The following is a 14,160-nucleotide window of genomic DNA, read 5'->3' on the forward strand; positions in this document are numbered from 1 at the left end:
TCCGCCGCCGCCCCGGCCCGCCGCTCGGCGCACCGCCGTCACTCGTATCGCAGCGACTCCACGGGGTCGGCCCGCGCGGCGCGCGCGGCCGGGAGCGTCCCCGCGAGGAACGCGATCCCCATCACCGCGAGCACGGTCAGCAGAATCGACACCGGGTCGAAGGCGATCAGCTGCAGTCCGGGCAGATCGCTGAACAGGCTCGCCGCGAGCTGCGCGCTGACGGCGGTGCCGACACCGATGGCGATGACGGCGCCGAGAGCGCTGCCCAGCAGACCGATGAAGATCGCCTCGAGGCTGAACAGGGTGAAGACGCGCCCGCTGCCCATTCCCATGGCCTTCATCAGACCGATCTCGCGGGTGCGCTCCTGCACTGACATGAGCAGGGTGTTGACGATGCCGAAGCTCGCCGCCAGGAGGGCGATGACCGCGAACGCGTTGAGCACCAGCACGATGCCGTCGATCACCGACTCGAACGTGCCGAGCTGATCGGCGACGGTGGTTCCGGTGTACCCCGCGTCGGTCAGCGCGGCCTTGACCTCGTCGATCTGCGCCGTCGTCGCCGACGATGACACGGTCGCGCTCGCCGAGGCGTAGCGGTCGAGCTGGTCGGCGGGCACGCCGGTGTTCTGCAGGCTGAACAAGGTCTTCTCGAGCGCGGAGTTGGTCGTCAGCGAGGTCGTCCCGCCGAAGGCCGCCTCGGTCACTCCGCTCACGGTCGCCTCGACGAGGTGCTGCGTGCGCACCGGGTCGGTGACGGCGATCGTCACGGTCGAGCCCACCGCGTCGTTCGCGTCGGCGAACCCCAGGGGTGCGACCAGCGCGTCGGGGAGCGCGACCTGCAGCGCGTCGGAGGCATCGTCGGGCGCCGCCCCTTCGGCGATCTGCGGCGTCTGCCCGGCGACGAGACTGCCCACCTGCGCCGTGTAGGGATCCCCGCCCGGGGCCTCGACGTAGTCGATCGACACCGAGGTCACCGGAACGACCTTCTCCACGCCGGGGAGCTGCGAGACGGTCGCGATGTCCTGATCGGTGAGCGCCGTCACTTCACCCGTGGCGCCGGGGCGGCCCCCCGTCTGCTGCGCCGAGGCGACGGCATCCGGATCGTACTTCTGCGGCCCGGTCGAGGTCGCCGACGTCGTCTTGGTCACCGTGAGCACGTCGGAGGCCCCCATCGAGGCGACCGTCTTGTCGATGAACGCATTGATGCCCGTACCGAGGCCGTTCGTGATGGTCAGGGTGAAGGCACCCACGAAGATCGCCAGCACGGTGAGGATCGTGCGCGTCTTGGAGCGGAAGGTGTTCGCGACGGCGGTCGAGACGAGATCGACGGTTCTCATGCGGCGTTCCGTTCGTCGGCGACGATGAGACCGTCGCGGATCTGCACGCGCCGGTCGCAGCGCGCGGCGAGGTCTTCGTCGTGCGTGACGACGATCAGGGTGATGCCGTGCTCGCGGTTGAGCCGGAACAGGATGTCTTCGACGACGGCCCCGGTGGCCGTGTCGAGGTTGCCGGTGGGCTCGTCGGCGAAGATCACCTGCGGGTCGTTCACCAGGGCCCGCGCGATCACCGCACGCTGCTTCTGTCCCCCCGAGAGCGCGGTGGCCTTGTTGCGCGCCTTGTCGTCCATGTCGAGCTCGGCGAGAGCGGCCCGCCCCCGTCGGCTCCGCTCGGCGCGCCCGACGCCCGCGATCTTCAGCGGCAGCACGACGTTGTCGAACACCGAGGCGCTGGGCGTGAGGAAGAACTGCTGGAACACGAAGCCGAACGTCTGATTGCGGGTGCGGTTGAGCTGACGTCCGCGGAGGGTCGTGGCATCCACCCCGTCGAGGCGCACCGTGCCCCGGGTCGGGGCGTCCATCAGGGCGAGCAGGTGCATGAGCGTCGACTTGCCCGAGCCGCTCTTGCCGATGATCGCGATGCTCTCACCGCGATGGATGTCGAGGTTCACCCCGCGCAGGGCGTCGAAGCGGGCGGAACCGCGACCGTACGACTTGTGCAGATCGGTGATCGAGAAGAGCGGGGGAGGAGGGTCGGATGCCATGACCTCAGCCTCGTTCGCGGCGGAGCCACGCGCGTCCCACCGCCGGGTCGGTCGTCTACCCCCGGTGGGGGATTCGCGAATGCCCCCGCCAGGCGATGGCCGGGGGCCGAAGGACGCGGGAGACTGGAGCCGTGAGGCCCGACGAGACGAACGAGCCGGCGCCGCGCTCGCCGTGGGCCGGTCGGCCCTGGATGATCGACGTCGTGCTGATCGTGCTCGTCGCGGTCCCGGCCCTCGCGCCCGTGCCCTTCGCCGAGATGCGGCCGTCGCACCCGTTCGTGCTCGTGCTCGTGCTGCTGCCCGCCCTGGCGCTGCCGTTCCGTCGCCGGGCGCCGCGGGTCGTGCTGGCCGTGAGCGTCGCCGTCTGGATCGCCGCCCTCGCCCTCGGCACGCTCTCGCCGGGCGGGGCGATCGCGATGGTCGTGGCCACCTACGGCATCGCCCACCGCGCGCAGCGGCGCACGTCGGTGCCGGCGACCCTGGCCGCCGTGGGGGCCGTGGTGTCGGCGGGGGTGATCGTCGCCCTCGTCACCGGCATGGACACCCGTGTGCTGCAGGTGGCCCTCTCGCTCGCGCTCGCGGGAGCCGTCGGCGACGCCGCCCGCTCGCGTCGTGCCTACCTCGAGGCGGTGGTCGAGCGCGCCCGTCGCGCCGAGCAGACGCGCGAGGCCGAGGCGAGCCGCCGCGTCACCGAGGAACGCCTGCGCATCGCGCGCGACCTGCACGATGCCGTCGCCCACCGCATCTCGGTCATCAGCCTGAACGCCGGGGTCGCCTCGTCGACGCTCGAGAACCGCCCCGACCGCGCACGCGAGGCCCTCGCCACCATCCGCACCGCCTCGCGCGACGTGCTCGGCGAGATCGGCACCATGATGAGCCTGCTCCGCGCGCCCGACGACGCCGCCGTGCGCGCGCAGCCCGGGCTCGCGCGCGTGCCCGAGGTGGTCGAGTCGGTGCGGGTCGCCGGGTGGGACGTCGTGGTGCGCGACGAGATCGGAACGGATGCCGAAGCCGCCGGCATCCCGTGGGGGATCGACATCGTGGCCTACCGCGTCGTGCAGGAAGGGCTGACGAACGCCCTCAAGCACGGCAGCACCCGCCGCGCCCACGTGCTGCTGCGTCGCGACGGCGATGACCTGGAGGTGGTCGTGACCAATCCGATCGAGCGCGTGCCCGAGGCCGCCGAGTCGGCATTGCCGTCGTCGGGCTTCGGTCTGGTGGGGCTGCGGGAGCGCGTCGACGCGGTGCGCGGCGACCTCGCGGCGGGTCTCGCCCCCGGCGGTTACCGCCTGGCCGCTCGCCTGCCCCTGCCCGCGCGTGCGGGGGAGTCGGGCTCGTGACCACCGCGATCGTCGTCGACGACCAGTCGCTGATCCGCTCGGCCGTGCGCGACCTCCTCGACGCCGCCGACGGGATCTCGGTGGTGGGCGAGGCCGCCGACGGTGAGACGGGTGTCGCGCTCGCGCGCAGGCTCCGCCCCGACGTCGTGGTGTCGGACATCCGCATGCCACGCATGGACGGCATCGAGGCGACCGCGGCGATCTGCGCCGACCCCGCGCTGGCCGACACGCGCGTGCTGATCCTGACGACCTTCGAGGAAGACGATTACGTCGTCGCGGCCCTGCGCGCCGGGGCGAGCGGTTTCATCGGAAAGGGCGCCGAACCCGACGACATCGTGCGGGCCGTGCTGTCGGTGCACGAGGGCGGCGCGCTGCTCTCTCCCGCCGCGACCCGCGCGCTCATCGAGCGGTACGTGCGGGCCACGGGCGCCGCCGACGTGCCGGCGCCCGCCTCGCTCGACGCGCTCACCGATCGCGAGCGCGAGGTGCTGCTGCACGTGGCCCGTGGTCGCTCGAACGACGAGATCGCGGCGCTGTTGTACATCTCGCCGCACACGGCGAAGACGCACGTGAAGAACACGATGATCAAGCTCGGCGCGCACGATCGGGCGCAGCTGGTGATCGCGGCGTACGAGAGCGGCTTGCTGGCACCCGGGCGGTGAGGCGCGCCGTCGTCCGGTCAGGCCGGCGTGGGCGGCCGGGTCGATGCGCGGGGCGGATACTCGCGGAGCGAGAGCTCGCGGATGTCGAACATCCCGCGTCGCGCTCGCACCATCGTCACCCCCTGGTGGCGCAGGTCGTCGGCGTGGTCGACGGTCAGCGGTTCGTGGTGGGCTCTGCGCCATCCGCCGTCGAGCGTGTAGGTGTGGGTCACGGTGCGTGGTCGAGTCATGCTCACCCCCTTGCGGGGAACGGTAGTCCTCTTTCTCCGGTACTACCGAGATGTTCCCTCTCCGTAACGTAAGGGTTCGCAATGAGGTCTTTTCGGGCGCTGTTCGTTCGGAAAACGAGCCTCGGAGGAGAAACTGGGACGCATGACCACCGCGCGTATCGTCGTTCTCTTCGCCCTCGCCGCGGTCGCCGAGATCGGCGGGGCCTGGCTCATCTGGCAGGCGGTGCGCGAGAATCGCGGGTGGTGGCTCGCGCTTCTCGGCATCCTGGCCCTCGGCGCCTACGGCTTCGTCGCGGCTCTGCAGCCTGACGCGCACTTCGGACGGGTGCTGGCCGCCTATGGCGGGGTGTTCGTGGCCGGCTCGCTCGCGTGGGGGATCGTCGTCGACGGGTTCCGCCCCACCTCGTGGGACTACATCGGTTCGGCGGTGGCGCTCGTGGGGGCGGGCATCATCATGCTCGGGCCGACGGCGACGACGGCGGACTGAGGCTGAATACTTGGCAGGCGAGTAGTTAGCTAGATGAAGTAAAGCTGAATGTCAACCGACGTCGATCTCGGGGTCCGGTCGGTCACACTCGGGGAATGCACAACGAGAACACGCCCCACGAGGGCCTTGCCGACGACTTCGCCACCACCGACGCCTCGCGCCCCTTCGGTGCCTACCTGTCGGTCATCAACGGCGGCAACTGAGGTCGTCCACGTGCGGGCCTCGGGCTCGTCGCGAGAGGGTCGGATGCCGTCAGGCTCCGGCCCTTCGTCGTGAGAATCGAGAAGAGGGAGACGCCATGAGCCCGCTCACCTTGCGCCTCGAGGGATCGCGCGTCGACGGCATCGCCTCGCTCTACCGCGAACTGGGTCGCGTGCTCATGCCCGACGAGCCGTGGACGCTGGGGGAGAGCCTCGACGCGCTCGACGACCTGCTGTACGGCGGGTTCGGTGTGCTCGACGGGGCGGCCCCGGCCCGCGTGACCTGGGTCGACCACGCCGCGTCACGCGCGGCGCTGGGGGTCGAGGCGACTCGGGCGTACTACCGCGCGAAGCTCGAGAGGCCCGAGGTGTACGCCGCGGGACCGGCGCAGAGAGCGCTCGACGCCCTCGACGCGGGAGCGGGCGAGACGTACTTCGACCTCGTGCTGCGCGTGTTCGCCGACCACGAGAACATCGAGCTCGTGCTGGCCTGACGCGGAATCGTCCGCCTGGCGTCGGGGCGTCATCGCGCCAGCGCACGCCGGAGAATCCGTGCGTGACCACCGGCTCCGCGTCGCCGCGTGGAGGTGAGCCCGGTCGAGCCGTCGGGTGCCGCCCGCTCAGTCGTTCGACTTGTCGATCCCGCGCGCGCGGATCTCGTCGAGATCGAGCCCGGCGAGGATCTTGCGCGCGACGAGGTCGTCGATCGTCCCCTCGCGGCGCAGCCGCAGCAGCACCTCGCGCTTGCGGTCGAGCACCGCCAGGCGCAGCCGCACGGCCTCTTTGTGGCGCAGCAGCGGAGAACGCTGCGTCACATCGATGTCGTCGCTGACGGCGATCATCTCGAGCGGGCCGGCGGCGAGCCGCGCGGCGGCGTCGCCGGTGTCCATTCCGGTGGCGTCGGCGCCGCCCAGGCCGCCGTGGGTGCCGTCGGGGGGCGCGGGAAGCCGGCGTCGCGGGCGGCCCTCGTCCTTCGCCTCGGGCGGGACGGGGCCCATCGTCGAGGACTCGCCGGCGTCGTCGTCGAGCGAGGCGTCGAGCTCGGCCAGGTCGCGTTCCTCGATCGCGCGCTGGCGGGCGACGGCGCGTGCGTTGGCGAGTTCGAGGCGCTCGTAGCCTTCGCGCCGGGCACGGTCGCGCACCCGGTCGCTGATGCCGTGTTCGACGGCGAGGTCGTCGAGTGCCGCCAGCGCGGCGCCCGAGATCGCGCGTTCGGCGAGTTCGTACTCCTCGATCGCGGCGTCGTCGTTGGGGAGCTTCGCCCACCGGATCACGGCCGGCAGCAACGGCCCCTGCACGAGCAGCGTGAGCACGATGACGCCCGCGGTGACGAAGACCACGGCGTCGCGGCCGGCGACGGGCTCGCCGTTCGCGGTCGTGATCGGCACCGACAGGGCGATGGCGAGCGAGACGGCGCCGCGGAACCCGGCGACCGTGCTCACCACCCGGGAGCGGTGCCGGAGCGACCGCGATGACCCCGCGGGCGGCCGCGAGAACGGCGAGAAGAGCCACTGGAACAGGTAGCGCACGACGAACAGCACCACCCACGCGGCCACCGTGATCAGCAGCAGCATCCCGATCTCGGACGGCGAGATCTCGTGCAGTACGAGCTGCACCTCGAGACCGATGAGCACGAACAACGCCCCGTTGAGCAGGTACACGCCGAAGGGCCAGGTGGCGTCGGCTGCTCTTCTCGACATCGCCGTGGTGATGCGCGGCGAGACCCAGGCCACGATCAACCCCGCGAACACGACGGCGAGCACGCCCGACGCCTCGATCAGTTCGGCGATGAGGAAGGCGAGGAACGGCACGAGCAGCAGGGTGAGGTTGATCGTGAGTGTCGACTGCATGCGACGCAGGGCGACGTACGCCAGCGCGGCCACCGCGATGCCCGCGGCCGCACCTCCTACGTACGACAGCAGCACCATGCCCGTGATCGACCACGGCGTGACCTGCCCGCCGAGCAGCAGCGACACCGCGATGGCGTAGAGCACGAGGGCCGTGCCGTCGTTGGTAAGGCTCTCGGCCTTGAGCTTCATGAAGGTCTTGGCGGGCAGCAGTCGACCGAGGGCGGCGACCGCGGTGGCGTCGGGCGGGGCGACGGCGGCTCCGATGACGAGGGCGGCCTCCCACGGCACGCCCATCCAGGTCGCAACACCGGCGACGGCGAAGGCCGAGGCGACGACGAGGAGCGTGCTCATCGGGATGATGTAGCGCAGCGACCGGCGGACCGAGCGCAGCGACGTGGTCCACGCCTCGCGGAAGAGCATGACCGGAAGGAACAGCAGCAGCACCGTCTCGGGCGGCAGCTCGATCGCGCGGAGCTCGGGGATGAAGCCCAGCGCCAGGCCGATCACCAGCAGCACGAGCGGCGTCGCCACCCGCAGCCGCGGCGCGAGCACCGTGCCCACCAGCATCGCGAGTCCGAGCAGAACCGTGACTTCGAGTCCCTGCATGCCAACCGCCTTCCCTGCGCCCTCACCACACAGCGTAGAGAGAGGCCCGGACATTCCCGAGGGTCAGGCGGATCCGCGTCGCCCCAACGTCAGCGCGACGAGGCCGGCCACGAGATACAGCGCCCCCTGCACCTGCAGCGAGACGGTGAACGCCGGTCCCGTGCCGATGAATCCGCCGACCAGGGTGCCCACCGCCTGCAGCGCGGTCAGCGCGGCGAACAGCAGGCTGGTGACCCGCCCGCGATGACCGGCGGGCGTCTCGCGGTCGACGATCGTCAGCATCGCGGTCATGGCGAGCAGGCCCGGAGCCCCGACCAGCGCGAACAGGGCGACGTACAGCGGGAACCACGTCGTCAGCGCCGGCAGGTTCCAGATCAGGAGCGACAGCACGCCGAATCCGAGGATCGAGGCGGCGGCCAGGCGCGCGGGTGCGACGCGTCCGACGACGCCGAGCAGTCCGACGCCCGCCACGAGAGCCCCGATCGCCTGGATGCCGCGCAGTACGCCGATCTCGACGTCACCGCCGCCCAGCACCTGGGGCACGAAGAGCACGAAGAGGATCGAGAACAGGCCCTGCGCGAGCGACATGAGCACCGCCACGAGCATGAGACGTCGGAGCACGCGGTCGCCGGCCACGATCGCGAGTCCCGACCCGAGCTCGCCGAAGAACGTGGCGCGCGCGGGGGCGCCCGCGGCGTCGACCTCGAGGGTGCGCAGCGCCGCGGTGTCGTCGCTCACCGGGGTGGCGGCATCCGGTCGCCGTTTCGCCCGCGGGAAGAGCACGACGGATGCCACGGCGTAGGCACCCGCGGTGGCGACGACGAGGGCGTCGACTCCGCCGAGCCCCAGCGCCAGACCGCCGAGCGGTGCCCCGACCAGGCGGGCGAGACCCGAGCCGATGCCGAGCAGCTGGTTCACGGGTGCGACGTGGTCCGAGGGCACGAGAGCGGCGGCCACGCTCGGCCGCGCGGGTTCGATGATCGCCCCGAGCACCGATTGCACGACCGCGACGAGGGACACGATCCACAGGTCGGCGGCCGAGTCGACGAACAGCAGGGGGAGCACGGCGATCACCTGCAGCGCCGCGGTGCCGCCCATCAGGTGCCAGGGGTCGGCCCGGTCGATGAGCAGGCCCGCGAGCGGGGCGGCCGCCACCGTGAGCACGGCCTGCAGGACGAAGACGATCGAGGTGATCAGCGGCGACCCGGTGACCCCGAGCACGAAGAGGGGCAGGGCGACCAGCAGCATCCAGTCGGCGGTCTCGGCGATCGCGCCCCCCGACATCAGGCGTACGACGCCGGGGAACCGCCAGGTGCCGCCGCTCACGTCGCGCTGTCGGGGGAAGGGAGGTCGGGTGTGCGCGGGGGGCCTGTCTGTGGGTCGGTGTTGGTGTCCCGGGCGCGCGGGCCCATCGCGTCCGCGTTCCGGGCGCGCCGGCCGCTCGAGCCCGCGTCGACCGAGCCCGGGTCGACGAAGCGCGGGTCGACGACACCGCGCACCGAGATCGAGGCGACGGCGCTGCCCGCGGGGGCGTCGGCCCGGGTCGCACGCACGTAGGGGCGCACGATCGCGTCGATGCGCGCACCGAGGTCGGCGAGTTCGTCGGCGGTGAGCAGCACGGCGTAGTCGCTGATCACCGCCGCTTCGCGCCAGGGTTCGGGGAGGTCGCTCTCGTGCCGCAGGTAGTCGTCGAAGCGCGCGTCGGTGTCGGCGAACCAGGCCGAGCGCACCGCGGCGCGCGTGAGTTCGTCGGCGGGTCCGCCGCCGGCATCCAGGTCGATGCCCGTGATCGTCGCGCGCCAGGGTCGCTTGCGCGCGTCGCCGGAGTCGTCGTCGGATCGCTCGACGAGGCCGAGCCGGGCGAGTTCGCGCAGGTGCCACGAGCAGTTGGATGCCGTCGCCCCGACCACCTCGGCGCATTCGGTCGCCGTCCGGGGCCCGACCGACAGCAGCAGCGACAGGATCGCGAGGCGCGACGGCACCGCGAGGGCGGCGAGCATGGCCGAGGTGGGGATGACCCGGCGCTCCGGGAGATGTGAAGGCACGACTTCATACTATGCGCCGCGCCGGTACGGCGCTGGACCGCGCCGGACCGCACCGTCCCGCGCCGCGCCGCGCTGAGCGGACCCGGCCCGTGCCCGTTCAGCCCCTCCCGACGTATCCCCTCCACGCTTCGCCGAGACGCTGAATTCCGGCCTCGAGCACCGCGGGCGTCGAGGTGACGGGGATGCGGATGTGGTCGTCGGCATCCATGTCCGACATGAACTGCGCCGACCCGGCCACCGACACGCCCAGCCCCGCGGCGTAGCGCGCGAAGCCGGCCGCCGAGCCCGACGGCAGCTGCGCCCAGAGCCACAGCCCCCCGCGCGGCGGACGGAACCGCCAGTCGGGCAGGTGGACGGCGAGCAGCTTCGCCGCGGCGTCGGCCGCTTCGCGGTGCACGGTGGCCACGGTGCGGCGCAGAACCGGAGCCTGCGCGATCAGGTCGATCGCCAGCAGCTGCGAGGGGACGCTGGTCGACAGGTCGGTGGTCTGACGCAGTCCGCGCAGCCGCCGCACGAGCACGGGGTCCGCCCGCAACCACCCGACCCGCAGGCCTTCCCACGCCCACTTGGACAGCGACTCGACCACGACGATGGGCGCGTCGGGGCGCAGGCTCGCCAGCGAGGGAGGGGTCACGCCGTCGAACGACACGTGCGCGAGCACGCGATCCTCGATCACCGTCACGCCGTGCTCGGCGGCGAGATCCGCGATGCGCCGCCGCACGGCGAGACTCGTCTGTACGCCGGTGGGGTTGTGGTTGTGCGGGTTCAGCGCGATGAGAACGGGTCGGCGCACCACGATCGCCATCTCGAGCGCGTCGATGTCGACGCCGTCGGGCGTGAGCCGGATGCCGTGCACCTGGCCTCCGCGACGACGCACGGCATCGGTGAAGCCGGGCCAGGCCACCTCTTCGGTGAGCACGGTGTCGCCGGGGGAGACCAGCTCGTCGACGAGCAGGCTGAGCGCCTGCTGCGCCCCGTGCGTGACCAGGATCTGCGCCGACGTCGTGGCGGTGCCGTCGTCGGTCATCAGCTGCGCGATGAGGGAGCGCAGAGCGGGGAGGCCCGCGGGGTCGCCCTCGACGGTGCTCGCGTCGAGCACGGGCCGGTGGCGCTGCACGATGTCGACGGCGAGCGGCGAGATCGGGGGGACCGCGCGCAGCAGATCGATGCTCGAGGGCAGGGTGGCGTACAGCGCCTCCGCGCGACCGGCGGTCTGACGCGCGGCCGTCGGGGGCGTCCCCGCGACGCGCGTGCCGCTGCCCTGGCGGCGATCGAGGATGCCGTCGTCGTACAGCCGCGCGTAGGCGCTGACGACCGTGCCCCGCGACACCGAGACCGTCGCCGCAAGCGTGCGTTCCGAGGGCAGCCGGTCGCCGCCGCGCAGTTCCCCCTCGCGCACGAGCCGGGCGATGCCGTCGGCGAGGCTCGCCGAGAGGGTGGCGTCGGTCGTCGCCCAGCGGCCGAGGCGCAACGCCAGCTGTTCCGCCGAGACGACAGCCGTGCGCTGGTCCACCAGGGCGGAAGTGGCTCTGTCGAGAAGGGTCATACCTGGTGATTCTGGTCCAATGACCCTCTCGTTCGCTTCCTCTGATCGCATCCCCAGTCCATTCACTCCCCAGTGGACCATTGCCGCGGTGCTCGAGTGGATCGGTGTCGACGACGAGCGCTGCCACGACGAACGGCTGTTCGAGATCCTGGATGCCGTGGACCAGGCGCTCGAGGGCGATTCGGTCGCCGGAGCCCGCACCGCTCCCGGGAGCCACGCGGTCGTCCCCTCGGCGCGGGTCGTCGTGCTCGTGCGCTCGGTCGCCTCGCGGGTCGTCGCCGACCCGGCGCAGGGTGTTCGGCGCCTGGGCGAGGTGTTGGGTTTCGTGGAGCGGACGGAGGTGCCGCGGGGGGTGCTCGTGACGGTGTGACGGGTTCGTGGGGAGTGGCGCGGCGGGTAGGGGTGGGCTCGTGGCGACTGGCGGGTGTGGGCCGGTTCGCGGGCTCCCCAGGTGCCGCTCGCGGCGATGTCGTACCCCCTCGCTAGATTGGGTGCATGGACACCATGGCACCTTCGAAAGGCCGGTCACAGCCGGTTTCTTCGGGGTGGGGCGTGCCGTGGCCCAGCGATGAAGACCTGTCCGCCGACGCCGCCACGGCGTGGGCGATCGACGTGGGTTTGGTCGACCCCCACCCGTTCGGTGACGGTGTGACCGACGCCGCCGACGAGGATGGCGCGTGGCTCCTCACCCCCACTCCCGCGCACCTTCTCGGCGAGCTCGAGTACCACGTGCGCGAACGCCACCGGGCCACGGCCGCGGAGTACCGCCTCCTGAGACTGCTGCTCCACGAGGCGGTGGCCGATCCCGAGCCGTGGGTGGGTCCCGACCCGACCCTCGACATCGCGTGGACCGACCCTAGGCGGCGCACCGTGGCGGCGGTGCGCCGCGACCGGCGTGACATGGCCGAACGGGCGGTGATCGCCGAGATCGCGACGCGCCTGCGGCTGTCGGAGCAGACGGTGCGCACGCGAGCCGCCCATGCCGAGACGTTGCGGAGCCGTTGCCCCGAGGTCTGGAACGCCTTCGTCGACGGCACGATCTCGGAGCGTCACGCCGTCGAGTCGGCGCGGCTGGCGACGTCTCTTCCCGACGAGCCCGAGTCATCGCCGGCCGACGAGCCCGAGTCACTGCCGACCGGACCGACCGGGGCCGATGGCCCGGCGTCTGGTTCTGACGGGTCGACCCTGCTCCCCGACGCGCTTCTGGACGACACGGCAATGCTCGCCGACGAACCGGCACTGGCTTCGGGCGAGCAGGCTCCGGCCTCTGGCGACCCGGCTCCGGCCTCCAGCGAGCATGAATCCTGGCGGGCGTTCGACGAGGGTGCCCTCGACCGCGCTCTCCGGCTTCCGCCCGCGCGGTTCTCCGTCTCGGCGCGCGCTCTCCGCGAGCGCGTGCACCGCGAGTCCCTTCAGGCGCGGCACCGTCGGGCGGCTCGCGACCGCGGCGTCTGGCTCGCGGCCGAACTCGACGGCATGGCCACACTGACCGCTCTGCTCCCCGCGGATCGTGCGCACGATGCCCTCGCGCACGTCGATCGCGCGGCCCGTCACCTGCGGGTGGCCCCCGATGAGGAACGAACGCTCGCGCAGCTGCGCGCCGATGCTTTCGCGGATTTGCTCACGCGGTCCACGGGCGGGGCCGGGTCCCGCGCGGGGACCGGTTCGATCCATCGCGCCGAGGAACGCCCGGCGAGTGCGGGTGATCGTACCGGCGACGATGCCTTCTTCGCCGCGCCGACCGTCGCTGCACCAACCGTCGCCGAATTGACTGCGCCGACCACCGTACCGACGGCGCCGACCGCCGTACCGATCGCCCCCGCGCCCACTGCCATCGCGCCGATCGCCGCAGTGCCGACCACGGCAATACCGTCTGCCGCCGCGCCGACTGCCGCCCCGCCGCCCGACGCCTCACCGCCGACGCCCTCCGCGCCCCCGGATCGTCGCGCGTCGATCGTCATCACGGTCCCCGCACTCACGCTTCTCGGGGCGGGCGACGAGCCCGCCCGTCTTGACGGGTACGGCCCGATCGACCTCGACACGGCTCGGCGTCTCGCCGGCGAGGCCACCTCGTGGGTGCGGATCCTCACGCATCCGGTGACGGGCGTGCCCCTCGCCCTCGATCGTTCGACCTACCGTGTGCCGACCGCGTTGCGTCGATGGTTGGGCGTGACCTCGCCGACCTGCGTCTTCCCGGGATGCGGACGACCCGCACGCGAGTGCGACCTGGATCACCTGGCCGCGTGGAGCGCCGGCGGTGTCACCGATGACGACAACCTCGCACCCGAGTGCCGACATCATCACCGCATCCGTCACGAGACCCGGTGGAATCCCTCGCGCGACCCCGACACCGGCGACCTGCGCTGGACGTCGCCGCTCGGCGCCCAGATCGCCGAGGATCCGCCGCCGTTCTAGCCGAGTCGAAGCGGGCACGCCGCCGCCGAGGTCGACGAGGCAACGCCGGGGCAGGATCGAAGCCGCCGGCCCTCCCGTCGTGGTTGGCCTGTGACATGATTCTCCGCGTGAGCGGCGTGGACGATCTGCCCACCTGGGCCGATCTCCCGTGGTTCTCGGAAGACTGGGAGGGCTCCGCCTTGCCGGTGGGGGCGGAGGATCTCGACGAGCTGGAGCAACTCGTCGGATGCGCGTTGCCACGGGCATTCCGCGCGTTCTATCTGCGGCACAACGGCGGGTGGCCCCTCGCTGAGTCCGGTATGTTGCACGGCTTCACGGCGGTCAAGCACGGAGCGCTTCCGATCGAACGGCTGTGGGCGGACCTTCGCCAAGGCGGCGGCGACGCGTTCGACGAGTGGATGCCGTTCGCACACGATCCCGGGGGCAACCTGTTCTTGCTTCACGTCGGCCGCGAATCCACGGGAGCCGTGCGGGTCTACCTCGGCGGCGAAGACCGGTGGATGCCAGCTGCGGACTCTTTCGAACAGCTGCTGCGTGTGGTGCCTCGGGACGGCTGACGAACACCCGAGAACGCCCTTGCCCACGCGCCCGGGCCGTTCACGACCCGGTGTCTCGGCCCCGCAGTCTCGCTCCTGAGTCTCGGCCCCGCAGTCTCGGCCCCGGAATCTCGGCCCCCGCGTCTCCGCAGCGACGGCTCACCCCGCCCGCCGAGCCCGCAGCGTGGAAGCACCCCTCCGC

Annotated in this window: 14 protein-coding genes; 7 read left to right on the plus strand and 7 right to left on the minus strand. The window is 72.1% G+C overall.

From position 1 onward, the window contains the following. Positions 1-38 precede the first annotated feature (38 nt). Both ASG45_RS08200 and ASG45_RS08205 read right to left on the minus strand, forming a co-directional pair. Positions 39-1,337 carry an ABC transporter permease gene (locus tag ASG45_RS08200; RefSeq protein ID WP_055835353.1) on the minus strand — a complete coding sequence of 433 codons (1,299 nt, stop codon included), beginning with the start codon at positions 1,335-1,337 and terminating at the stop codon, positions 39-41. Then, complete coding sequence (locus tag ASG45_RS08205; protein ID WP_055835356.1) at positions 1,334-2,041, minus strand: ABC transporter ATP-binding protein; 708 nt, start codon at positions 2,039-2,041, stop codon at positions 1,334-1,336. The genes ASG45_RS08200 and ASG45_RS08205 overlap by 4 nt, the downstream gene beginning before the upstream one ends. Positions 2,042-2,172: 131 nt before the next feature. On the opposite strand from ASG45_RS08205, the gene ASG45_RS08210 reads away from it, so the two are divergent. Next, positions 2,173-3,381 carry a sensor histidine kinase gene (locus ASG45_RS08210; RefSeq protein ID WP_055835359.1) on the plus strand — a complete coding sequence of 403 codons (1,209 nt, stop codon included), beginning with the start codon at positions 2,173-2,175 and terminating at the stop codon, positions 3,379-3,381. Further along, on the plus strand, positions 3,378-4,043 hold the full coding sequence (locus ASG45_RS08215; protein WP_055835362.1) for a response regulator: 666 nt from the start codon (positions 3,378-3,380) through the stop codon (positions 4,041-4,043). Before ASG45_RS08210 ends, ASG45_RS08215 begins: the two co-directional genes overlap by 4 nt. A 17-nt stretch (positions 4,044-4,060) precedes the next feature. Here ASG45_RS08215 and ASG45_RS08220 read toward each other — a convergent pair whose 3' ends face one another. Beyond that, positions 4,061-4,273 (minus strand): hypothetical protein, encoded by a 213-nt coding sequence (locus tag ASG45_RS08220; protein ID WP_082516512.1) that lies wholly within the window; start codon positions 4,271-4,273, stop codon positions 4,061-4,063. 142 nt (positions 4,274-4,415) lie between these two features. Here ASG45_RS08220 and ASG45_RS08225 point away from each other — a divergent pair, with 142 nt between their 5' ends. Beyond that, the gene (locus tag ASG45_RS08225) at positions 4,416-4,760 is read left to right on the plus strand and encodes a YnfA family protein (RefSeq protein ID WP_055835370.1); all 345 of its coding nucleotides are present in this window, start codon (positions 4,416-4,418) and stop codon (positions 4,758-4,760) included. Between the two features lie 298 nt (positions 4,761-5,058). Then, the gene (locus ASG45_RS08230; protein ID WP_055835373.1) at positions 5,059-5,454 is read left to right on the plus strand and encodes a hypothetical protein; all 396 of its coding nucleotides are present in this window, start codon (positions 5,059-5,061) and stop codon (positions 5,452-5,454) included. A 126-nt stretch (positions 5,455-5,580) separates the two neighbouring features. Here ASG45_RS08230 and ASG45_RS08235 read toward each other — a convergent pair whose 3' ends face one another. From ASG45_RS08235 to yczR, 4 genes are all read right to left on the minus strand, one after another. Beyond that, positions 5,581-7,416 (minus strand): Na+/H+ antiporter, encoded by a 1,836-nt coding sequence (locus tag ASG45_RS08235; RefSeq protein WP_055835376.1) that lies wholly within the window; start codon positions 7,414-7,416, stop codon positions 5,581-5,583. Between the two features lie 63 nt (positions 7,417-7,479). Beyond that, on the minus strand, positions 7,480-8,742 hold the full coding sequence (locus tag ASG45_RS08240; protein ID WP_055835379.1) for an MFS transporter: 1,263 nt from the start codon (positions 8,740-8,742) through the stop codon (positions 7,480-7,482). After that, positions 8,739-9,461, minus strand: coding sequence for a helix-turn-helix domain-containing protein (locus tag ASG45_RS16385; protein WP_162242841.1), 723 nt, complete (start codon positions 9,459-9,461; stop codon positions 8,739-8,741). Before ASG45_RS16385 ends, ASG45_RS08240 begins: the two co-directional genes overlap by 4 nt. Positions 9,462-9,558: 97 nt before the next feature. Next, positions 9,559-11,007: an aminotransferase-like domain-containing protein gene (yczR, locus tag ASG45_RS08250; protein ID WP_055835385.1), complete on the minus strand. Its 1,449-nt coding sequence runs from the start codon at positions 11,005-11,007 to the stop codon at positions 9,559-9,561. A 19-nt stretch (positions 11,008-11,026) separates the two neighbouring features. On the opposite strand from yczR, the gene ASG45_RS08255 reads away from it, so the two are divergent. The 3 genes from ASG45_RS08255 (at position 11,027) to ASG45_RS08265 (ending at position 13,979) form a co-directional block, all read left to right on the plus strand. Then, complete coding sequence (locus ASG45_RS08255) at positions 11,027-11,377, plus strand: hypothetical protein (RefSeq protein WP_156459409.1); 351 nt, start codon at positions 11,027-11,029, stop codon at positions 11,375-11,377. Positions 11,378-11,559: 182 nt separating this feature from the next. Further along, entirely contained in the window at positions 11,560-13,422 is a 1,863-nt protein-coding gene (locus ASG45_RS08260) for an HNH endonuclease signature motif containing protein (protein ID WP_055835391.1), read from the plus strand. A gap of 107 nt (positions 13,423-13,529) precedes the next feature. After that, positions 13,530-13,979: an SMI1/KNR4 family protein gene (locus ASG45_RS08265; protein ID WP_162239410.1), complete on the plus strand. Its 450-nt coding sequence runs from the start codon at positions 13,530-13,532 to the stop codon at positions 13,977-13,979. Positions 13,980-14,160 lie beyond the last annotated feature (181 nt).

The organism is Microbacterium sp. Leaf436, from assembly GCF_001424715.1.
Classification (GTDB): Bacteria; Actinomycetota; Actinomycetes; order Actinomycetales; family Microbacteriaceae; genus Microbacterium.